24 protein-coding genes are annotated in these 20,754 nt (G+C 72.9%); 15 read left to right on the top strand and 9 right to left on the bottom strand.

Annotated features, from left to right (window positions below; translation table 11 throughout):
- Positions 1-9: 9 nt before the first annotated feature.
- From HHX33_RS19780 to HHX33_RS19760, 5 genes are all read right to left on the bottom strand, one after another.
- Positions 10-2,094 (bottom strand): UvrD-helicase domain-containing protein, encoded by a 2,085-nt coding sequence (locus HHX33_RS19780; RefSeq protein WP_182875894.1) that lies wholly within the window; start codon positions 2,092-2,094, stop codon positions 10-12.
- A gap of 4 nt (positions 2,095-2,098) precedes the next feature.
- Positions 2,099-3,670, bottom strand: coding sequence for a hypothetical protein (locus HHX33_RS19775; RefSeq protein WP_182875893.1), 1,572 nt, complete (start codon positions 3,668-3,670; stop codon positions 2,099-2,101).
- A 65-nt stretch (positions 3,671-3,735) separates the two neighbouring features.
- Positions 3,736-4,512 (bottom strand): class I SAM-dependent methyltransferase, encoded by a 777-nt coding sequence (locus HHX33_RS19770; protein WP_182875892.1) that lies wholly within the window; start codon positions 4,510-4,512, stop codon positions 3,736-3,738.
- A 168-nt stretch (positions 4,513-4,680) separates the two neighbouring features.
- Positions 4,681-5,772, bottom strand: coding sequence for an ABC transporter substrate-binding protein (locus HHX33_RS19765; protein WP_138462758.1), 1,092 nt, complete (start codon positions 5,770-5,772; stop codon positions 4,681-4,683).
- Between the two features lie 65 nt (positions 5,773-5,837).
- Positions 5,838-6,068, bottom strand: coding sequence for a hypothetical protein (locus HHX33_RS19760; RefSeq protein WP_182875891.1), 231 nt, complete (start codon positions 6,066-6,068; stop codon positions 5,838-5,840).
- Positions 6,069-6,165: 97 nt separating this feature from the next.
- On the opposite strand from HHX33_RS19760, the gene fdxA reads away from it, so the two are divergent.
- The 7 genes from fdxA to HHX33_RS19725 all read left to right on the top strand — a co-directional run bounded on the left by fdxA (position 6,166) and on the right by HHX33_RS19725 (position 11,678).
- Positions 6,166-6,492, top strand: a complete 327-nt coding sequence (fdxA, locus tag HHX33_RS19755) for a ferredoxin (RefSeq protein ID WP_111701357.1) — start codon at positions 6,166-6,168, stop codon at positions 6,490-6,492.
- Positions 6,493-6,542: 50 nt separating this feature from the next.
- On the top strand, positions 6,543-7,622 hold the full coding sequence (gene dapC, locus HHX33_RS19750; protein ID WP_111701358.1) for a succinyldiaminopimelate transaminase: 1,080 nt from the start codon (positions 6,543-6,545) through the stop codon (positions 7,620-7,622).
- A gap of 11 nt (positions 7,623-7,633) precedes the next feature.
- Positions 7,634-8,272 carry a DUF4178 domain-containing protein gene (locus tag HHX33_RS19745; RefSeq protein WP_182875890.1) on the top strand — a complete coding sequence of 213 codons (639 nt, stop codon included), beginning with the start codon at positions 7,634-7,636 and terminating at the stop codon, positions 8,270-8,272.
- 49 nt (positions 8,273-8,321) lie between these two features.
- Positions 8,322-9,095, top strand: a complete 774-nt coding sequence (locus tag HHX33_RS19740; protein WP_111701360.1) for a hypothetical protein — start codon at positions 8,322-8,324, stop codon at positions 9,093-9,095.
- An 11-nt stretch (positions 9,096-9,106) separates the two neighbouring features.
- Entirely contained in the window at positions 9,107-10,177 is a 1,071-nt protein-coding gene (dapE, locus tag HHX33_RS19735) for a succinyl-diaminopimelate desuccinylase (RefSeq protein ID WP_182875889.1), read from the top strand.
- 166 nt (positions 10,178-10,343) lie between these two features.
- On the top strand, positions 10,344-11,090 hold the full coding sequence (locus tag HHX33_RS19730) for a TIGR00730 family Rossman fold protein (protein ID WP_182875888.1): 747 nt from the start codon (positions 10,344-10,346) through the stop codon (positions 11,088-11,090).
- A gap of 9 nt (positions 11,091-11,099) precedes the next feature.
- Positions 11,100-11,678, top strand: coding sequence for a TIGR00730 family Rossman fold protein (locus HHX33_RS19725; RefSeq protein ID WP_182875887.1), 579 nt, complete (start codon positions 11,100-11,102; stop codon positions 11,676-11,678).
- Between the two features lie 22 nt (positions 11,679-11,700).
- Here HHX33_RS19725 and HHX33_RS19720 read toward each other — a convergent pair whose 3' ends face one another.
- Positions 11,701-12,033 carry a hypothetical protein gene (locus tag HHX33_RS19720; protein WP_182875886.1) on the bottom strand — a complete coding sequence of 111 codons (333 nt, stop codon included), beginning with the start codon at positions 12,031-12,033 and terminating at the stop codon, positions 11,701-11,703.
- Positions 12,034-12,077: 44 nt separating this feature from the next.
- On the opposite strand from HHX33_RS19720, the gene HHX33_RS19715 reads away from it, so the two are divergent.
- Entirely contained in the window at positions 12,078-12,524 is a 447-nt protein-coding gene (locus HHX33_RS19715; RefSeq protein WP_182875885.1) for a hypothetical protein, read from the top strand.
- Between the two features lie 4 nt (positions 12,525-12,528).
- Entirely contained in the window at positions 12,529-13,125 is a 597-nt protein-coding gene (locus HHX33_RS19710; RefSeq protein ID WP_396777314.1) for a DNA-3-methyladenine glycosylase I, read from the top strand.
- A gap of 12 nt (positions 13,126-13,137) precedes the next feature.
- On the opposite strand, the gene HHX33_RS19705 is transcribed toward HHX33_RS19710, so the two are convergent.
- Complete coding sequence (locus HHX33_RS19705) at positions 13,138-13,908, bottom strand: PaaX family transcriptional regulator C-terminal domain-containing protein (protein ID WP_182875884.1); 771 nt, start codon at positions 13,906-13,908, stop codon at positions 13,138-13,140.
- Between the two features lie 181 nt (positions 13,909-14,089).
- Between HHX33_RS19705 and HHX33_RS19700 the strand changes: the two genes are divergently transcribed.
- Together HHX33_RS19700 and HHX33_RS19695 are read left to right on the top strand one after the other, a co-directional pair.
- The gene (locus tag HHX33_RS19700) at positions 14,090-14,257 is read left to right on the top strand and encodes a DUF3117 domain-containing protein (RefSeq protein WP_076433904.1); all 168 of its coding nucleotides are present in this window, start codon (positions 14,090-14,092) and stop codon (positions 14,255-14,257) included.
- A gap of 76 nt (positions 14,258-14,333) precedes the next feature.
- Positions 14,334-15,770, top strand: a complete 1,437-nt coding sequence (locus tag HHX33_RS19695; protein WP_310740622.1) for a leucyl aminopeptidase — start codon at positions 14,334-14,336, stop codon at positions 15,768-15,770.
- A gap of 7 nt (positions 15,771-15,777) precedes the next feature.
- Here HHX33_RS19695 and HHX33_RS19690 read toward each other — a convergent pair whose 3' ends face one another.
- Positions 15,778-16,407 carry an O-methyltransferase gene (locus tag HHX33_RS19690; RefSeq protein ID WP_182875883.1) on the bottom strand — a complete coding sequence of 210 codons (630 nt, stop codon included), beginning with the start codon at positions 16,405-16,407 and terminating at the stop codon, positions 15,778-15,780.
- A gap of 185 nt (positions 16,408-16,592) precedes the next feature.
- Here HHX33_RS19690 and sigE point away from each other — a divergent pair, with 185 nt between their 5' ends.
- The 4 genes from sigE (at position 16,593) to HHX33_RS19670 (ending at position 19,596) form a co-directional block, all read left to right on the top strand.
- Entirely contained in the window at positions 16,593-17,201 is a 609-nt protein-coding gene (gene sigE / locus HHX33_RS19685) for an RNA polymerase sigma factor SigE (protein WP_111701367.1), read from the top strand.
- Positions 17,198-17,752 (top strand): anti-sigma factor family protein, encoded by a 555-nt coding sequence (locus tag HHX33_RS19680; protein WP_182875881.1) that lies wholly within the window; start codon positions 17,198-17,200, stop codon positions 17,750-17,752. Before sigE ends, HHX33_RS19680 begins: the two co-directional genes overlap by 4 nt.
- Positions 17,753-17,833: 81 nt before the next feature.
- Positions 17,834-19,135: a S1C family serine protease gene (locus tag HHX33_RS19675; RefSeq protein ID WP_182875880.1), complete on the top strand. Its 1,302-nt coding sequence runs from the start codon at positions 17,834-17,836 to the stop codon at positions 19,133-19,135.
- Between the two features lie 107 nt (positions 19,136-19,242).
- Positions 19,243-19,596 (top strand): sec-independent translocase, encoded by a 354-nt coding sequence (locus HHX33_RS19670; RefSeq protein ID WP_182875879.1) that lies wholly within the window; start codon positions 19,243-19,245, stop codon positions 19,594-19,596.
- A gap of 5 nt (positions 19,597-19,601) precedes the next feature.
- On the opposite strand, the gene HHX33_RS19665 is transcribed toward HHX33_RS19670, so the two are convergent.
- Positions 19,602-20,741 (bottom strand): Mrp/NBP35 family ATP-binding protein, encoded by a 1,140-nt coding sequence (locus HHX33_RS19665; RefSeq protein ID WP_182875878.1) that lies wholly within the window; start codon positions 20,739-20,741, stop codon positions 19,602-19,604.
- Positions 20,742-20,754: the final 13 nt, after the last annotated feature.

The raw sequence follows: 20,754 nt of genomic DNA, 5'->3' as shown, positions 1-20,754 counted from the left end.
CCAAGGTGGTTACACAGGCAGGAAGGGACTGGCGCGTCCCGAATAGGACACGTAGAGCAACTCTCCCGCTCGTGTGCACGCCACGTAGAGCAGCCCCCGTTCGCGTTGCAGATCGTGCGCCCGTGCCGTCGGATCCTCGGCGGCCGGGGTCAGCGCGTCGGGCGCCGGCACGATTCCGTCAGCCACGCCTATCACGGCGACCCGGCGGAATTCCAGCCCTTTCATCCCGTGAAGCAAGGCGACTTTGACCGTGATGCCCGCTTCGCGAAGTGCGGTACGGGCGGTGCGCACGAGGTCAGCGGTACGCGCGGCCACCGCGATCTCGGCCGTGGGCACGCCCTCCCGCAGCCATTCGGCCACCGTCGAGACGAGGCCGGCGATCTCCGCCGCCGGCGTCACGTACTCGCGCACCATCGGGCGCGGCCCGTGGCCCAGCCCGCGGTAGCCGTACAGCCCGGCGTTGCCCGCCACCAGGCCGTCGGCGGGCCCGCCGCCGCGCAGCCGCACCCCCCACGAAAGGATCTCCGGGGGCAGCCGGTAGGAGAGCTTCAGATGGAACCGGCGGACGGGGATGCCGACGTCGGCGAGCGCGACCCGCGTGTCGAACATGCGCTGGTGCGGGTCGCCCAGGATGAACAGGTCGTTCGGCGCGGCGGGGACCGCCGCCCGCAGCAGCCGCCACTGCGCGGGGTGCAGGTCCTGCGCCTCGTCCACCACGATGTGCCGGTACGGCTCCCGCCCCGGCTCCCGGTCGCCCAGCAGGTCGCCCACGGCCCGCCCCAGCAGCCCCGCCGCCTCGGAGGCGAGCTGGAGAAGGGTCCGCCGGCCCGTCTCGCGCAGCCGCCCGATGACGTGCTGGACGGCGTCCCACACCAGGGTCCTCGCCCCGGCGTCCAGCGGCACGCTGCGGCCCGGCCGGGCCGCCGCCTGGTACTCCTCCAGCGTCCGCAGGTCCTGCGCGAGGATCACCTGTTCCCACTCCCGCAGCAGGAACGCGCTGCCGAAGCGCCTGCCCGAGTGCTTCCCGAAGCGCCCGGCCGCCGCCTCCTGCCACAGCCCGGCCAGGTCGTCGGAGGAGACCAGCGCCGGGGCGCGGCCCTCCGCCTCGGCGACGATGCGGTGGGCGATCCGGTCCACGTTCCCCACCTCGACGCGCTTGCGCACCAGCTCGTCGCCGACCATCGTGTCGAGCCGCGCGGACAGCTCGGTCGCGAGGCCCTGCGAGAACGTGACCAGCAGGACAGGGCCGGTGGCCGCGCGGGCCAGCAGGGCCGCGCGGTGCAGCGCGATGACCGTCTTGCCGGTGCCGGCGCCCCCGGTGATCAGCACCGGCTCGTCGTACGCCGGCCAGTTGGCGTACGTGTGCTGCGGCGGGTAGAGGAACGTGCACCAGTGGGGCTGGGCGACGAGCCGCTCCAGCTCGGCGGCGTCGGCCGCGAACGCCGCCCGGTCGGGGCTGCGCCGCAGCGCGGTGAGCAGGTCCTCGGGGTCGACCTCGTCGGCCGCCCGGCAACGGCAGGCGTCCAGTTCGCGCCAGGCCGCCGCGAGCGAGCCGCCCCGGGCCAGCGCCGACAGCGGCGCGAACTGGCTGCGCGGGAGCAGCGGCTCCACCGCGGCGAGGTGGGCCTCCGACGTCATCATCCGCAGCAGCGGCAGCAGGCGGGCGTCCACGCCGATGTTCAGCAGGTCGGTGTCGCAGAAGTCCTCGAACACCGGACGGCCGCCGCTCCGCGACGCCCGGCGCAGGGCCGGTTCGATCCGCTCCAGCGCCTCGGCGTCCCAGACCTCCACGATCCCGACGGCCGTGTTCACCCCGAACCGGTGCCGCTGGGCGTACGACCACGCCTCGGCGTCCGGCAGCACGGTCAGCAGCCAGTAGACGTCGTCCTGCCGTACGACCACCCCCCGGTGGCGGTCGGCGAGCCGCAGCGTGGCGACCCGGGGATCGCGGCAGTTGCGCACCCTCTCGGGGTGCGGCGCGGTGGAGGCGTTCAGCAGGAAGCGGCGCACGGCGAGGATCGCCTCCCGGCGGACGGGCCGGGGGAGCGCGTCGAGCCCGTGCAGGAACTCCGGGGAGAGCGCGAGCCGGGGCATCCCGCTATCCCAGCAGGGACAGCAGGTCGCGGTCCCCGCGTTCGCGCAGCCGCGCGAGGATCTCCGGCCGCCCGGCGGGCCCGGTGAGCCCGACCCGCGTCGCGATCACCCGTGCCGCCTGCTCGGGCGTGCCGCCCGGAGCGGTGTAACCGACGAGGCGCAGCGCCCGTCTCGTCTCGTCGCCTCCGGCCGCCGGCAGGTGCCGTACGCGTAGCAGGCCCTCCTCGGACAGGGTCAGGAAGATGTGGCTGCCCTCCTCGGCCGCGACCTCGGTGAGGATCCGCCGCAGCGAGCCCAGCGACGGCCGGGTGTGCCAGGAGAGGCCGATGTCCCCTGCGGCGCTCTGCACGGTCCGGGTGTCGCCTGGGGCGAGCCCGACGTAGGCCGCGAACCCGGTCGGCAGCATCACTTCGGCGCCGCCGAGATGTTCGCCGGAGACGTCGACCCGCAGCCACCACCTGCCGTCCGGCTGCCGGAAGCACCGCCGGGTCAGCGACACGTCCTTGAGCCCGCTCCCGCGGGGCACCCGCTGCGCGCGTAACTGGGGGACGCTGTCCAGCCACTCCCTGGCCGCGTCGGGACGGACGCCGAGTGAGCGGACCAGTTCGAGCGCCTGCGAGACGGTCGGCGGCCGCTCGGCGGCGGTGATCAGGCCGCGGGTCCGCTCCCGCAGGTCCTCGATGTCCCCGGCCACCAGCCAGTCGCCGGAGAGACGGTGGTCGGGCAGCGTGGCGAGCACGAACCGCCAGGCGGGCACCTCGAGCGAGCGCAGTTCGCGCCCGTGCCAGTCGGCCGCCGCGACCAGCCGCGCCTTCGGGACCGCGACCCCGAGCGCGGCGGTGAGCCGGGCCAGGTGCTCGTTGTACGGCGCCGCCTCCGGTGACGCGAGCCAGTGGGCGATCCGGCCGCGCAGGGCCGCCTCGGCGCCGGCGAGGACCTCGGGGGGTACGGCGAGCAGTTTGGCCAGCTGCTCGGGCGCCGACGGGTCGTCGGTGAAGACCCGGTTCTGCGCCACCATCCAGGTCTGGTCGTCGAGGTCGGCGAAGGCCGCGTCGATCAGCTCGGGCAGGCCGGCCGGCTCCGTTTCCGGCTCGGATTCGGACTCGGGCTCGTCCGGCGGGCTCTCGGGCTTCCTGTCCGGAGAAGACTCGGGGGAAGACTCCGCCAGCCGGGCGAAGACGGCGGAGAACAGGGCGGCGAGCACCGGCCGCGCCTTGACGAAGGGCTGGTCGGCCAGCTCCCGGCCGGACAGCGCGAGCAGGCCGTGCCATGATCCCGCCCGGTCGAGCGCGATCGCGACCTGGGGGTCGTCGGCCTCGTCGGGATCCAGCACGTGCAGCGCGGGCAGCACGTCGCCCACGGCGGCGGCGGGCCAGTGCTCCAGCGCGAGGACGGTGAGCAGCTCGGCGAGCGCCTCGGCGTCCGCGACGGCCAGCACCCGGTGCAGGGGGAGCGTGCGCCACCAGGCGTCGGGCAGGCCCGGCCGGTCGAGCGTCCCGATGCGGGCGGCATCACTCCAGCGCAGTGGTGGCACGAGGTCACTCAGGCAGAAGTTCATGCTGTCCCCATCGCTCACAAAGACCAGACCATAGTCTGGCAAATCGCCTCGCCGTGCTGGAGATTCCCGACTCAGTTGCCGGCTCAGTGGCGTTCGGCGGCGAAACGGAGGCGTACGTAGTCGGCCATCCAGCCCGACTCGCGCCGCAGCGCCGGGGCGGCCAGCTCGTTGACCCGCCGGAGCAGCGGCTCGACGGTCGCCGGAGGGACCCGGTCGAGCAGCGGGCCGGCGAACAGCCGCACCCAGTCGGCCGCGCCGTTGGGGCACTCGTCGAGCGGCGTGGGACGGTCGAAGTGTTCGAGCAGCCGCACCGTGAACCCGCCCTTCTCCAGCCGCAGGGCGTACTCGGCCGGGCCGGGGAAGTACCACGGCAGCTCGGGCTCGCGCAGGCCGTGCTCGCGCCAGGCGGTGAGCATGGCCGAGGTCAGGGCCGCGCAGTTGCCCGCGCCGCCCATCTCGGCGACGAACCGGCCGCCCGGCCGCAGCGCCTCGCGTACGCAATCGATCACGGCGTCCGGGTCGCGGCTCATCCAGTGCAGGGCGGCGTTCGAGAAGACCGCGTCGTACGACTGGGCCACGGTGAAGTCGTGGCCGTCGCCGACGGTGAAGTCGAGGCCGGGGTGATGGGCGATGGCCTGCTCGATCATCGCGTGGGAGCCGTCGATGCCCAGCACGTGGGCGCCGCGCGCCGCGATCTCGGCGGTCATCACCCCGGTGCCGCAGCCGAGGTCGAGCACCCGCTCACCGGGGCGGGGGTCGAGCAGGTCCACCAGCGGCGCGCCCACGGGCGAGACGTAGCCGAAGGAGCTGTCGTAGGCGCGAGCGTTCCATCGAGTGGGACTGGGAGTTTCGTACCTCAAGATCGGCTCGCATTCTTACTGGCCGGTGCCGGGATCACCACGCTTCGATCCGCGGCTTGGCCACCACGCCTTGATCACCACGGTCTCGTGCCGACTGAGACTCCTGGGATCTGGTGGGATTCCGGTGGGATGCGACACACTTTACGGCTTCCGCCGCCTCTGCGAGTGTCAGCCGACATCCTTCGCCCAGTGTGTGGCCAGGTACGCCTTGGCCTTGTCCTGCTCGGGGATGGTGAGGATCACCGGGTCGCCGGACGCCTCGGGCAGCCGGGCGGCGGCGTCCCCGTCGAGGGCCCCGCGCGTCTGCATCGCCTCCATCCGCGACGGCCGGGCGTAGGCCTTGAGGAAGAGGTTCTGTCCCTCGTCGGACAGCAGGAACTCCTCCCACAGCCGGGCGGCGGCCGGATGCGGCGCCGCGGCGTCGATCGCCTGCATGTAGTAGGAGGCGAGCACCGCGTTCTTCGGGATCGTGACCCGCCAGGCCGCCGCCCCGCGCCCGCCCGCGGCCCGCGCCGCGTTCATGAAGTCCCAGTCCACCACCGTCGTGGCCTGGTCGGGACGGCCGAGCATGCCGCCCTTCCGCAGCCGCGCGAACAGGTTCACCCCGCGCGCGGCGTCGGGCAGCCCCTGGCCGAGCGAGGCGGCCATGACGCCGCTGAACGCCGACGCCACCTGCCGGGGGTCGCCGGGCAGCGCGACCGTCGTCCCCGGCCGGGCCAGCGCGGCGTACGACGCCGGGGCGGGCACCTTCCTCGGGTCGTAGCCGATCGACATGTATCCGCCGTAGGCGGCGTACCAGCGGCCGTCCTGGTCCTTGGCCTCGTCGGGGATGTCCGCCCAGCCCGTCACCCGGTACGGCGCGAAGAGCCGGGAGTTGGCCACCGCGACCTCCAGCGTGACGTCGAAGACGTCCGGCGCCTGGGCCGTCCCGCGCAGGCGGGCCGCGGCGTCGATCTCCTGCCGGCTGCTCGCCTCCGGCATGACCGACGTCACCTTGATCCCGTACTTGTCGGAGAAGCGGGCGATGATCTCCTTGTAGCCGACCCAGCCGCCCGGCAGGCCCACGACGGTGAGCGCGCCCTCCTTGCGGGCGGCGTCGACGAGCCTGTCCATCGTGCCGAACCCGTCGGCCAGACTGGCCGCGCGGGGATTCAGCGGAGGCGGCGGCCTGTCCGGCGTCCGCTGCCGGGAGCACGCGGAGGCCGCGGCCAGGAGGACCGCCGCCGAGGAGATCGTCACGACACAGGCGCGTAGGGTCACGTCGCGTATGCTCCGCCCCGCCGGCGCGGCCGGTCGAGGCGGCGCGCTGCGGGATTGCCGCCTGATTACCTCGGCTGTCCGGGCGGCACGACCTTGGCGGCGGCGAGGGTCTCCTCGTCGATCTCGACGAGGCTTCCGTCCCGTTTCCGCACGGTGAGCACCCCGTCGCGCCAGGATTCCAACACGCCGACGGCGTCCCGGTACCCACCTGGCGCCCTGCGCCGGGTGGTCACGCGTTGGCCCACGTCGGCGGGCGTGATCGCGACGACGAGACGGGCTCCGGCCCGAGGGGCCACGACGATTGCCCCCCTCCTGTTCCGGCTGGTAAGCAGGCACCGCAATACTAGGGCTAGCAACCCGCGGTCGAGCCGTGCAACCCAGAAGGAGCCCGAGGTGACGTACGTCATCGCGCAGCCTTGCGTGGACGTCCTGGACAAGGCGTGCATCGAGGAGTGCCCCGTCGATTGCATCTACGAGGGCGAACGCATGCTCTACATCCACCCCGACGAGTGCGTGGACTGCGGGGCGTGTGAGCCGGTCTGCCCCGTGGAGGCGATCTTCTACGAAGACGACCTTCCCGAGCAGTGGAAGGACTTCTACAAGGCCAACGTCGACTTCTTCGAGGAGCTGGGCTCGCCCGGCGGCGCCTCGAAGGTCGGAAAGATCAACAAGGACCACCCGGTGGTCGCGGCGCTTCCGCCGCAGAGCGAGGAACACTAAAGAGTCACCGACCCTCGCGGGCCCGCTCCGTCACGACTGGGGGATTTCCTTTGATCGCGTTGCCCGACTTTCCATGGGACCGGCTGGTGCCGTACCAGGAGGTGGCGCGGGCGCATCCCGGCGGGATCGTCGACCTGTCGGTCGGCACGCCGGTCGATCCGGTTCCCCCCGTCGCCCGCCAGGCACTCTCCGCCGCCGCCGACAGCCCCGGTTATCCCCTGACGTACGGCACGCCGCGGTTGCGTGAGGCGGCCGCGGGCTGGCTACGGCGGCGGCACGGGGTCGTCGTCGACCCCGCGGACGTGCTGCCGACGATCGGCACGAAGGAACTGGTGGCCTGGCTGCCGACGCTGCTCGGCGTGCGGCCGGGGGAGCGGGTGGTCTTTCCCGCGCTCGCCTATCCCACCTACGACGTAGGGGCCAGGCTCGCCGGAGCCGAGCCCTACGCGACCGACGGGCTGCTCTCGCTGGGGCCCGAGCGGGTGCCGCTCGTCTGGGTGAACTCGCCGTCCAACCCCACGGGACGGGTCCTGCCCGCCGAGCACCTGCGCAAGGTGGTCGCGTGGGCGCGGGAGCACGGCGCGATCGTCGCCTCCGACGAGTGCTACATCGAGCTCGGCTGGGAGGACGAGCCGCTGTCGGTCCTCCATCCGGACGTGTGCGAGGGCTCGCACGAGGGGCTGCTCGCGGTCCACTCGCTGTCGAAGCGGTCGAACCTCGCCGGATACCGCGCGGGGTTCGTCGCCGGCGACCCCCGGCTCGTACGGCGGCTGCTGGAGGTGCGCAAGCACGCGGGCATGATCATGCCCGCTCCGGTGCAGGCCGCGATGGCGGCCGTGCTGGACGACGACGCGCACGCCGACGAGCAGCGGGAGCGGTACGCCCGCCGCAGGGCGGCGCTGCGCCCCGCGCTGGAACGGGCGGGCTGGCGGGTGGAGCACTCCGAGGCCGGGCTCTACCTGTGGGCCGCCAACGGCGAGGACTGCTGGGACCAGGTGCGCGCGCTGGCGGACCGGGGCATCCTCGTCGCGCCGGGCGAGTTCTACGGCGACGCCGGGCGTGGTCACGTCCGTGTCGCGATCACCGCCACCGACGAGCGCGTCGATGCGGCGGTGAGCCGCCTCCAGTAGGATCGCGCGCCATGACGACAACGATCGTGATCGTGCTGGGCCTCGCCACGGTCGTCGTCCTGCTGGGCGCCGTGATGGCGAGCCGGCGCAGCCGTGCGCGTCAGCCGGTGCGCACCCCGCCCGCCGCCCCGGGAGAATCGGCGGCGCGGGACCTCGCGTCCGATCCCGACTACTTCGACCCCCGCACGATCAAGGTGGGGGACACGGTCTACGTGGAGGCCGCCCGCTACCGGGCCGTCGGCGCGGTGCACTGCGCGGTGCAGGGCGAGCAGTGGACCGACTACCTCCTCGACGAGGGCGCCCGCCGGTACGACAACTGGTTGTCGGTCGCGGAACGGCCGGGTCCGGGTGGCGAGCCGTCCCACCTGGAGGTCCTGCTGTGGACCGACGTGCCGACCCAGGGGATGGTGCCGGCCAAGCACATGCTGATCGTCGACGGCGTCGAGTTCTCCCCGATCGAGCGGGGCACCGCAGCCTTCCGGTCCGAGGGGAGGACGGGCCTGCCCGAGCGCGGGTTGCTCGACTTCGCCGACTACCGCGCGGGCGACGGCCGCCTGCTGTCGTTCCAGCGTGTGCAGGGCGGCCAGTGGGAGGCGGCGTACGCCCGCCCCCTCACTCCCGGATCCGTCCGCGCGGAACGACTGCCCTGATCACCGGGGTAGGTTCTGGATCGTGGAACGGCGCCTTACCAAACCTGTCGTGACCGTCGTGGTCATCGTCGTCCTGCTGGGCGGGGCGATCTTCTACGGCGCCTATCACCTGCTGAAGCGGACCGAGCCCTTCGCGCTCGGGGAGCACTGCCTCGTCACGACCCCCGAGGGAACGCTCGACATCGACATAGAGCAGGCCCAGGTGGCGGCCACCGTCGCCGCCGTCGCGGCCCGGCGCAAACTGCCCGAGCGGGCCCTCCAGATCGCCTATGTCACCGCGATCCAGGAGTCCAAGCTGGCCAACCTCCCGTACGGCGACCGCGACTCGGTGGGAGTCTTCCAGCAGCGGCCCTCACAGGGCTGGGGGACGGTCGAGCAGTTGCAGGACCCGGTCTACGCGACCCGCAAGTTCTTCGCCGCCCTGGAGAAGGTGAAGCACTACCGGACCCTGCCGCTGCACGACGCCGCCCAGGCCGTGCAGCGCTCCGCCGACGGCTCGGCCTACGCCGAGCACGAGCAGTCCGCCCGGATCCTGTCCGCCGCGTTCACCGGGCGGGTCCCGCGGGCCGTCCACTGCTGGTACCCGCCGGCCGCCAAGCCGGTCAAGCCGCAGGCGGAGACGGCCCGCAAACAGCTCGTGCGGGCGCTCGGCACCGAGGCGGCCGGCAAGCGCGGCTGGCTGGTCGCCGCCTGGTACGTCGCCCACGCCAAGAAGTACGGCCTGCGCGAGGTGCGGTTCGAGGGGGTCGCCTGGACGGCGGCCGCCGGGCACGACGGCTGGCGCAAGGACGCCAAGCCCACCGACTCCGTCCAGGTGGCGTAAGGTCGGGAGGCATGCGACTTGACCTTGCCGAGGACGTGGGCGCGCTGACCGCGCGGCTGGTGGACATCGAGTCGGTGAGCGGCGCGGAGAAGGCGCTGGCCGACGCCGTCGAGGAGGCCCTCCGCGCCCTGCCCCACCTCACCGTGCTGCGGGACGGCGACGCGGTGGTGGCGCGGACCGATCTCGGCCGGGCCGAGCGCGTGGTGATCGCCGGGCACATCGACACGGTCCCGGTGGCCGGAAACCTGCCGAGCAGGACCGAGGACGGCGTGCTGTACGGCTGCGGCACCTCCGACATGAAGAGCGGGGTGGCGGTGCAGCTCAAGCTCTGCCTGCTGGCCGCGCCGAACCGCGACCTGACCTTCGTCTTCTACGACTGCGAGGAGATCGAGGCCGAGCGCAGCGGGCTGCTGCGGCTCACCCGCACCCACCCCGAGTGGCTCGCCGGCGACTTCGCGGTCGTGATGGAGCCGACCGACGGGCTCATCGAGGGCGGCTGCCAGGGCACGCTGCGCGCCGAGATCACGGTGAAGGGCGTCCGGGCGCACAGCGCCCGCTCCTGGGAGGGCGTCAACGCCGTCCACGGCATCGCGCCGGTGCTGGACCGGCTGGTCAGGTACGAGCCGCGCAGCCCGCTGGTGGACGGACTCCGGTTCCGGGAGGGGCTCAACGCGGTCGGCGTACGCGGCGGGGTGGCCGGCAACGTCATCCCCGACGAGTGCGTGGTGACCGTCAACTACCGCTTCGCCCCCGACCGGACGATCGAGGAGGCGTTCGCGCACGTGTGCGAGGTGTTCGACGGCTTCGACGTACGGCTCACCGACGGCTCTCCCGGGGCGCGGCCGGGACTGAACGACCCGGTCGCCGCGGCGTTCGCCGCCGCGATCGGCGGCACGCCCCGGGCCAAGCTCGGCTGGACCGACGTCGCGCGTTTCTCCGCCCTGGGCATGCCCGCCGTCAACTGCGGTCCGGGCAACCCCGACGTGGCGCACACGGCGGGAGAGAGCGTGAGCCTGGCCAAGATCGTCGAGAGCGAGCGCCGTATGACGGAGTGGCTCACCGAGGAGACCGGCGGTAGGTAGAAGAAAGTGGCTCTCCTCGCCGGCCATTTGGCGGGGAGAGCCACTTTCGTCCCGAGCAGCACCCTCGTTTCTTAGACGGGGCCTCGGCGAGGAGCGGTTCCCTCCCGCCAAGATTTCATCCAAGATTTTTTCGCCGGTCCCGACGGCGGCCGTTAGCGTGACGGGCATGAACTACACCCGACCCGAACGCCGGCAGGGCCCATCGCTGGTTCGCGGCGGCCTCGTCCCCGAATCCACCCACGACCAGCGCCTGCTCGACCGCCGGGGCCCCACCGGCTGGCTGCACGAGGACCCCTGGCGGGTCCTGCGCATCCAGTCGGAGTTCGTGGAGGGCTTCGGCGCCCTCGCCGACCTTCCCCCGGCCGTGACGGTCTTCGGGTCGGCCCGCACCGGTCCCGAAACCGCAGAGTACGAACTCGGGGTGAAGGTGGGCGCGGCGCTCGCCAAGGCGGGCTACGCGGTGATCACGGGTGGCGGCCCCGGGGTGATGGAGGCGGCCAACCGCGGCGCGCTGGAGGCGGGCGGCGTCTCGGTGGGCCTCGGCATCGAACTGCCGCACGAGCAGCGGCTCAACGACTACGTCGACCTCGGCATCGAGTTCCGGTACTTCTTCGTCCGCAAGACCATGTTCGTCAAGTACGCCAGCGGGTTCGTGGCCCTGCCCGGCGGGTTCGGCACGCTCGACGAGCTGTTCGAGGCGCTGACGCTGGTCCAGACGCGCAAGGTGACCTCCTTCCCGGTGATCATGATGGGCGTGGCCTTCTGGACCCCCCTGATCGACTGGATCCGCGACACCCTGATGGCGTCCGGCAAGATCTCCCCGCAGGACGTCGAGCTGGTCTCGGTCACCGACGACCCCGACGAGGCCGTACGGACCATCGTGGAGGCGGACCGCCGCGACCCCAACAAGTAGGGTGTCCGGGTGTTCGTGTGCGTCTACTGCTCGTCCAGCCAGCGGATCGACCGAAAGTACGCCGACCTCGCCCGGGAGGTGGGCACGGAGCTGGCCCGCCGGGGCCACGGGCTCGTCAGCGGCGGCGCGGTCGTCTCCTGCATGGGCGAGGTCGCGCGGGCCGTCCGCGCGGGCGGCGGCCGGACGGTCGGCGTGATCCCCCAGGTGCTCGTGGACATCGAGATCGCCGACACCGACTCCGACGAGCTGATCGTCACCGCGGACATGCGCGAGCGCAAGGGGGTCATGGACGCCAGGTCCGACGCCTTCCTCGTGCTCCCCGGCGGCATCGGCACGCTGGAGGAGCTGTTCGAGATCTGGACCTCCAGGGTCCTCGGCATGCACGAACGGCCGCTGGTCGTGCTCGACCCGTGGGGGCTCTACGGCCCCCTGCGCGTCCTGGTCGACGGCATGTACGAACACGGCTTCCTGCGGCCCGACGCCTTCGACGCGATCGCGTGGGCGACCACCGTGGACGAGGCCCTCGACCTGCTCGAACGGCCGGTCCCGCAGCTGCGCCCCACCGGAGAGGAGCTCGGCGAGAGCTGACCGCCCGGAGGACGGGCCCGGCTCAGGCCAGCCCGCGGCGGGTCAGGGCCGGGGGCCGGCGGCCAAGCAGGGCCTCGGTCATGTCGAGCGCCTGCCGCACGGAGTGGGAGGTCGCGCGGTGGGAGGTCGCGGGGTGGGAGGTCGCGGGGTGGGAGGTCGCGGGGTGGGACGTCCGGAAGACGCCGGCGCCCGCCCAGGCGTACGCCGCGGCGGCGGCGATCGCCTCGGTCTCGTCCTCCGGCAGCGTCACCAGGACGGTGCGCCCCGCCCGGACCAGGGCGGACACCTCCGGCAGCGAGGCGGCCTCGGCCCACTCCGGGTCGGCCGGGTCGTCCGGCCCGATCACCAGCGTCATGCCTTCCATGCTCGCACGCACACGAGTTGTGGCACGATTCGTATGTGCTGGTCGTACTCGTCATCGCCGGGCTCGCCGTGATCGCGTGTGTGGTGATGGTCTCGCTGGGCCATGGGGGTGAGATGGCGGAGTTCTCCTCCGACGCTCCGCCGCTCGGCCTGCCCGCCGCCGGACAGTTAACCCCCACCGACCTGATGACGCTCAGGCTTCCGATCGGTCTCGTGGGCTACAGCACCCATGCCGTGGACGAGACCCTGAACCGGGTGTCGATCGCGCTCGCGGAGCGGGACACCCGCATCGCCGTGCTGGAGCAGCGGGTGGCCGAACTGGCCTACGGACGGCCGGGGGCGCGTGACGCGACCGACGACAAGACTGAGAACAAGACCGAAGAACTCCCCGGCGACAGGGCCGGCGACCAGCCCGAGGTGCCCGTGCCGGCGGCCAGGGAGGGCAGGGACGGCGACCGTTCCGACGCCGAAGAGACATGGTGACCGAGTGACCACGGAGCTGACCACGGAGGTGACCACGGTCATCCGGTGCGGCTGGGCGGGGTCCACGCCGGACTACGTCGCCTACCACGACGAGGAGTGGGGCCGGCCGGTCCGCGGCGACGACCTCGTCTTCGAGCGGATCACCCTGGAGGCGTTCCAGTCCGGCCTGTCGTGGCTGACGATCCTGCGTAAGCGGGAGAACTTCCGCAAGGCGTTCGCCGGGTTCTCGATCCCCGCGGTGGCGGCCTTCGACGAGGCGGACGTGGAGCGCCTGCTCGCCGACGCGGGCATCGTGCGCAACCGCGCCAAGATCGAGGCCGCCGTCGCCAACGCCCGCGCCGCCGCGGAGTTGCCGGGCGGGCTGTCGGCGCTCGTGTGGCGGTACGCCGAGGAGCCGGGACGGACACCCCCGGCCACCCTCGCCGACGTTCCCGCCCGCACCCCCGGCTCCACCGCCCTGGCCAAGGAGCTGAAGAAGAGCGGCTTCCGCTTCGTCGGGCCCACCACGGCGTACGCCCTGATGCAGGCCATCGGCCTGGTCAACGACCACGTCGCCGACTGCCACGTCCGCGAGGCCGTCACCGCTCTCCGCGGCGCCTGACCGCGGCGGGTCTCAGCTCGCGGCCAGGTTGCGGTCCACGAACGCGGCGGCGGCCGGCAGCAGCCGGGCGGCCTCCTGGTCGAAGAAGGCGCGGGCCTTCTCACCCGGCCAGCCCGGCGGCAGCAGGTCGGCGGGCAGGCCGGGGTCGCGGAACAGGAAGTTGCGCCAGCCGTGCACCAGCTCGCTGCGGACCGCGAAGACCCGGTCGTCCGGGGCCCCCTCCGGCAGCGAGCCGATCAGGCCGGCCGCGCTGGTAAGCCAGTCCTCGTACGCCCTGCCGACGGCGTCCAGGTCCCAGGCGCGGGCGAGCAGGTTCCGCGCGTCGCCCTCGTAGGCCGCGTCGAACCGGTGGCCGGGGATTCGCAGCGCGTCGAGCTCCGGCGACGGCCGCGGCCCGATCCAGGTGGTTTCGGACAGCGGCGCGTACCCGAGGAAGGCGAGGTCGGAGCGGAGACGCTCGCGCCGCGCCCGGTCCCTGACCGGTTCGAGCACCAGGACGTGCCACCGCCCGTCCCAGGGGGTGTCGCCCCCGCGGTACACCCGGGCCGCGGCGTCGTCGAGCCTGCGCTCGCACTTCGGCGTGACGGCGTACCCCGGTCCCTGCGGGAGCCGTACGGGATCGAGCCAACCCTGCCGGACCATGCGGGAGATCGCGGTCCGCACGGCCGGCGCCGCGATGCCGAGCGGCGCGAGCAGCCGTACGAGCGCGGCCACGGAGGCGCGGCCGCCACGGGTGCGGAGGTGGTCCCCATAGAGATCGAAAAGCGCGGCTCGGGCGTTCACGCCACCCAGTGTGGGGTCACGTCCCGCCCTCCGACAACGCGCGCGGTGCGTGCATTGATCCACCTACCGGGGCCGGGCCGTTACCTTTTTGAGCTCCGAGGCGGGATAATAGAACATCACAGAAACGTGAATACGCCGGTTACCCCCTGGGGCGGCCGACAAGGCGGGAAGGGATACACGCATGGCGGCGATGAAGCCGCGGACCGGTGACGGTCCGCTGGAGGTCACCAAGGAAGGGCGGGGCATCGTCATGCGGGTCCCTCTGGAGGGTGGCGGCCGACTCGTCGTGGAGCTCTCGGCGGACGAGGCCAGCGCCCTCGGCGACGCGCTGAAGAAGGTCGTCGGCTGATCATCCGGCCGGCTTGTTGATCCACGGCCCTGGCGGCGGGTCCCTCCGCGCCGGGGCCGCCCTGTTGGAGGTGGACGTGCCCATCGAGACCACGCCGGTCCTCTCCGGCCCCCGCACCGCCGGGCCCGCGCCGGAGGCGGACCTCGTGGCCGTGCCCTTCGGCCCCGGCCCGACCCTGCCCGCCACGCCCTGGGCGGAGCTGCCGGTGCCGGCGGACGCGCTGCTCGCGCAGTACGAGGCCAAGGGCGAGCCCGGCGAGGTCGTCGAGGCGACCGCCCCGCGGGAGGGCGGGCTGCGGCGCGTCCTGTTGTACGGCGTCGGCGACGGTTCGCCCGGCGCGCTGCGCAGGGCCGGGGCGGCCGTCGCGAGACGGGCCAGGCGCAAGGCGTCGCTGTCGGTCGTGGTCCCCGCCTCCGAGGGAGCCACGGCGCCCCTGGTGGAGGGGGCGCTGCTGGCGTCGTACTCGTTCACCATCGGCGACGGCCGCGCGGGGAAGCCGGTGCGGGAGATCGTCTTCGTCGGCGGCGACGAGCGGGAGCTGCGGCGGGGCGAGGCGCTCGCGCGGGCCACCGCGCTCGCCCGCGACCTCGTCAACACCCCCGCCAGCGTGAAGACCCCCGCCTGGCTCGCGGACCGGGCGGCGGAGGTGGCGGCCGGCGCCGGCCTGGACGTGCGCGTCTGGGCGGGGCCCGAGCTCGACGAGTTCGGCGGCATCCGGGCCGTCGGCCAGGGGTCGGTGAACCCGCCGCGCCTCGTCCGGCTCTCCTACACGCCGGAGAACCCGCGCGCCCACGTGGTGCTCGCCGGGAAGGGCATCACGTTCGACTCCGGCGGTCTGTCCCTGAAGCCCACCGAGGGCATGAAGACGATGAAGACCGACATGGCCGGCGGCGCCGCCGTCATCGCCGCGATGAGCGCGCTGGCGGACTTCGAGGTGCCGGTGCGGGTGACCGGGCTCGTGGCCTGCGCCGAGAACTCCATCTCCGGCTCCGCGCAGCGCCCCGGCGACGTCATCAGGCAGTACGGCGGGCGGACGGTCGAGGTGCTGAACACCGACGCGGAGGGCCGCCTGGTGCTGGCCGACGCGCTGGCGTACGCGGACGCTGAGCTCGACCCCGACGTCGTCATCGACGTCGCCACCCTGACCGGCGCGGCCAAGATCGCCCTCGGCCCGGCGATCGCGGCCCTCTACTCGACCGACGAGGAGCTGGCCGCGGGCCTGACCGGCGCGGGGGAGGCCACCGGGGAGCGCCTCTGGCGGATGCCGCTGATCGACGACTACCGCGCGATGCTCGACTCCGACGTGGCCGACCTGGCGAACGTCGACCGGGCGATGTCGGGGTCGGCGGGGTCGATCCTCGCGGCGCTGTTCCTGCGCGAGTTCGCCGGCGGGCGGCCCTGGGCGCACCTGGACATCGCGGGTCCCGCCCGGGCGGGCTCCGACGAGGGGGAGATCACCAAGGGCGGCACCGGCTTCGGCGTCCGCCTGCTCCTGCGCTACCTGACCGCCTGACGCCGGTTCAGGCGAGCCTGACGGCGGCCAGCAGGCCGGAGCCGAGCGGCAGCATCAGCGGGCGCAGCCGCTCGTCGTTGCGGACGAGCTTGCCCAGCTCGCGGATCGCGACCGTGTCGGGGTCCCGCTGGGTGGGGTCGGCCACCTGGTCGCCGCCGAAGGCGTCGCCGAACACCACGACGCCGCCCTGGCGCAGCAGCCGTACCGACTCGGTGAGGTAGTCGATGTACTCCTGCTTGGCCGCGTCGCAGAAGACCATGTCGTAGCCGCCGTCGGCGAGGCGGGGGAGCACGTCGAGCGCGCGGCCGCCGATCAGCCGGATCCGGCTGCCGGAGAAGCCCGCCTCGGCGAACGTCTGGCGGGCCATGCGCTGGTGCTCCGGCTCCACGTCGACGCTCGTGAGCGTGCCGTCCGGGCGCATCCCGCGCAGCAGCCACAGGCCGGAGACCCCGCAGCCGGTGCCGACCTCCACCACCGAGCGGGCGTTCACCACCGTGGCGAGGAAGCAGAGCGCCGCTCCGCACCCGGGCAGGATCGGGCGCGCTCCGACCTCGATGCCACGCCGGCGCGCGGTCCGCAGGATGTCGTCCTCCGGGACGAACTCCTCCGCGTACTCCAGGCTGGCCGGTGTCGCCATCGGCCTCTCCCTCCCCTGCTTCATCTTGCACGCAGCCTAGGGGAGTCGGCCCGGAACGGGAACTCACGCCACAACGGGGACGTTGCACGCTTTGAACGGTCTTTGTTCAAGGCCGCTCGGCCCACGGTACGCAGGAAGGGGCGAAACCAGGCACTATGGCTGTAGCGACGATCCTGCAGAGAGGAATGCCGGTGGACGAGCACGACCACCAGGCGGAGACTTCGGTGTCCGACTGGACGCCTCCCACATGGGAGGAGGTCGTCAGAACGCATTCCGCACGCGTCTACCGGCTGGCCTATCGGCTGACGGGCAACGTCCACGACGCCGAGGACCTCACGCAGGAGGTCTTCGTCCGGGTGTTCCGATCCCTGTCGAGCTACACCCCCGGCACGTTCGAGGGGTGGCTGCACCGGATCACCACGAACCTCTTCCTCGACATGGCGCGGCGCAGGCAGCGCATCCGTTTCGAGGGACTGGCGGACGACGCCGCCGAGCGGCTGCACGGCCGCGAGCCGTCCCCGGCGCAGGCGTACGACGACGCGCACATGGAGCCCGACATCCAGGCCGCGCTCGACGCCCTGGCGCCGGAGTTCCGGGCGGCCGTGGTGCTGTGCGACATCGAGGGCCTGTCCTACGAGGAGATCGCGAGGACTCTCGACGTGAAACTCGGCACGGTGCGCAGCCGCATCCACCGCGGCCGCGCGCAACTGCGGGAGGCACTCGACCACCGGGCGCCCTCGGCGAACCGGAACGGCGACCAAACCCCCCCTTCATTCAGCAGGGAGGGACTGTGAGTCATCTTGGCGAGCGCGTCTCCGCGCTCATCGACGGCGAACTCAGTCACAACGAGCGGGAACGCGCGCTGGCGCACCTCACCTTCTGCGCGGACTGCCGCGCGGAGGTCGACGCGCTGCGGGCGCTGAAGACCCGCCTGCGGTCCATGGATCCGCCCGCCATGCCGGCGGACCTCACGATGTCGCTCCTGCGCATGGCGGAGCCGGGAGGGCCGTTGCCGCCGCGGATGCGGCCCTTTCCCGACCATCCGGCCTTCGGCCGGCTTCCCGGCATGCACGCCGCGGGGCCGATGGACAACCGGCCCCGGCGCCGGGACGACGGACGATCGGGGCCCGGGCGGCCCGGCAGGGCCAGACGCGCGGGATACGTGGCCGTGGGAATGGCCTCCGCGGCCGTCGCCCTCGGCACCATGCTCATGGCCGGCGGATCGAGCGCCACTCCCAGCCAGACCCCCGGGCAGATGTTCGTTCATCCCGCCCCGAACAAGGCGCCGGTGGTGAGCGTGTCGCCCAGTCCGTCGCAGAGCGTGACCAGGGGTCTTTCGCGCTGACCGGGGGAGACGGCATACGATCGGACACCGCAGCCGTTTGGGTGCGGGAAGTGCGCTCGTGTGCGAGGAGTCACTGTCGCGATGACCGACAACACGCGTTCCCACGGCGCGTCGGACCGGCCCGAGTTCCTGCCCGCCGGACATGAGGCGCCCCAGGAGCCGTCCCACGACTCCTGGGGCGCCCGGTGGGCGCCCCCGCCGGGGGTCCCCCGGCAGCCGTACTTCACGGAGACGGCCTTCACGGAGGCGGCGCCGGAGCCCCGCGGGCCCAACCTCGCGCTGTTCACGGCGCTGGCCGTGGTGATCGCGCTCGTGGCGGGCGGGGTGGCGAGCTGGGGGACGTTCCTGCTGACCCGCCCCACCTCCGGGATCGACCCCGGCTACACGCTGAGCGGGCCGTCGTCCCTCCCCACGGCACGGCCGCCCGGGTCGGTCGCGGGGGTGGCCGCCAAGGTCCTGCCCAGCGTGGTCTCGCTGGAGGTGAAGGGCAACAGCGAGGCCGGCACCGGGTCGGGCTTCGTCATCAAGGGCGGTTACGTCGTCACCAACAACCACGTCGTGGCCGTCTCGGGCCAGGTGGGCAACATCCGCGTGCGCTACAACGACGGCACCTCCGCCGCGGCGCGGGTCGTGGGCCGCGACCCGAACTCCGACATCGCGGTGGTCAAGCCCGACGGGACCGTCAGGGCGCCGGAGCTCGCCCTCGGGAACTCCGACGGGGCGGTCGTCGGCGACCCGGTCATCGCCGTCGGCTCGCCCCTCGGCCTGACCGGCACCGTCACCACCGGGATCATCAGCTCGCTCAACCGTCCCGTCGAAGCCGGCGGCAGCACCGGGTCCGACTACGCGCTGATCAACGCGATCCAGACCGACGCCGCGATCAACCCGGGCAACTCCGGCGGCCCGCTGGTGAACACGGCGGGGGAGGTGATCGGCGTGAACTCGGCGATCGCCACGGTCGGCGGCGGCTCGCTGCTCGGCCAGCAGTCCGGCAGCATCGGCCTCGGCTTCGCGATCCCGGTCAACCAGGTGCGCCGGATCGCCCAGGAGCTGATCACCACCGGGGCCGCCCGCACCTCCCGGATCGGCATCACCATCGACCAGAACTATCAGGGCGAGGGGGTGCGGATCGCCACGGAGACCGAGGGCGGCGCCGTGCCGGTCACTCCCGGCGGGCCCGCGGCGAAGGCGGGCCTGCGGGCCGGCGACGTCATCCTGGAGGTCGACGGCCGGCCGGTGAGCGACAGCCGCGAACTGGTCGTCACCATCCGCAGCAAGGCACCCGGCGACCAGGTCCGCCTGCGGTTCCGGCACGACGGCGAGGTGCGGACCGCCACCGTCACGGTCGGCGCGGCACCCGTCCCCAGCGCCGCCCCGTCCTGACCGCCCCGTCCTGATCCTGCGGCTGGTCCTGCCGGGACGCCCCCGTCCCCAGCGCGGGGGCGTGGGCATTAGTCTGAAACCAGTCGTACTTGCTGGAGGAGATCGCCATGTTCGGACTCGGCTGGGCGGAGGCCCTGGCGCTCGTGGTGATCGCCTTGCTCGTCTTCGGCCCGGACAAGCTGCCCCAGGCCGCCCAGCAGGCGGGCCGCACGCTGCGGCAGCTCCGTCAGATGGCCAACAACGCCAAGTCGGACCTGCAGGCCAACATGGGTCCCGAGTTCGCCAACTTCGACCCGGCCGACCTCAACCCCAAGAACTTCGTGCGCAAGCACCTGCTCGACGACCTCGAGAAGGACTGGAACGACTCCGGGCACACGGACCACGGGCCGGACTCCCCGACGCCCGAGCTGCCCGAGCTGGGCGTCGGGGAGATCCCGCCTTACGACAACGAGGCGACCTGACCGCTCTAGTGCTTGACCGGTGAGATGTCGAGCTTCAGGCCCTTGAGGCCGGTCGGCTTGCGGCCGAGCCCGGCCGCGATCCGGCGCAGCTCGGCGGCCGCCGGGGCGTCGGGGTCGGTCAGCACGAGCGGCTTGCCCTCGTCGCCGCCCTCCCGCAGCCGCATGTCGATCGGCACCTGACCGAGCAGCGGCACCCGCGAGCCCAGCGTGCGGGTCAGCGCGTCGGCCACGGACTGGCCGCCGCCCTCGCCGAACACGGAGATGCGCTCGTCGCAGTGGGGGCAGGGCAGCCACGCCATGTTCTCGATGACGCCGGCGATCTGCTGGTGGGTCTGGGCGGCGATCGACCCGGCGCGCTCGGCCACCTCGGCGGCGGCCTGCTGCGGGGTCGTCACGACCAGGATCTCCGCCGTGGGCAGGCGCTGGGCGACCGAGATCGCGATGTCGCCGGTGCCCGGCGGCAGGTCCATCAGCAGGACGTCGAGGTCGCCCCAGAAGACGTCGGTCAGGAACTGGTACAGCGCGCGGTCGAGCATCGGGCCGCGCCAGACCACCGGGGTGTTGCCCTCGGGCTTGAACATGCCGACCGAGATGACCTTGATGTCATGCGCCACCGGCGGCATGATCATGTCCTCGACCTTGGTGGGCTTCTCGCTCACACCGAGCATGCGCGGCACCGAGTGGCCGTAGATGTCGGCGTCGACGACGCCGACCTTCAGGCCCTGGGAGGCCATCGCGGCGGCGAGGTTCACCGTGACCGACGACTTGCCGACGCCGCCCTTGCCGCTGGCGACGGCGAAGACGCGGGTCAGCGAACCGGGCTTGGAGAAGGGGATCTCCTTCTCCGGCCCGCGGTCGCCGCGCAGCTTCGTCTGCAGCTCCTTGCGCTGCTCGGCGCTCATCACGTCCATGTCGACGTGGACGCGCGACACGCCATCGAGCCGGGAGACGGCGCCGGTGATGTCGCGGGTGATGGTGTCCTTCAGCGGACAGCCGGCGACGGTCAGGTACACGCCGACGCGCACCACCCCGTCGGGAGAGATGTCGACGCTCTTGACCATGCCGAGCTCGGTGATCGGCCGGCGGATCTCCGGGTCGTTCACCGTGGCGAGCGCGGCCGTGACCTGTTCAGGGGATGGTGCCATGAATCCATGCTAT

It is taken from the genome of Microbispora sp. H10670 (assembly GCF_014161385.1).
GTDB lineage: Bacteria > Actinomycetota > Actinomycetes > Streptosporangiales > Streptosporangiaceae > Microbispora > Microbispora triticiradicis.
The sequence above is the reverse complement of the archived record's forward strand: the minus strand, read 5'-3'. Positions and strand labels throughout refer to the sequence as shown.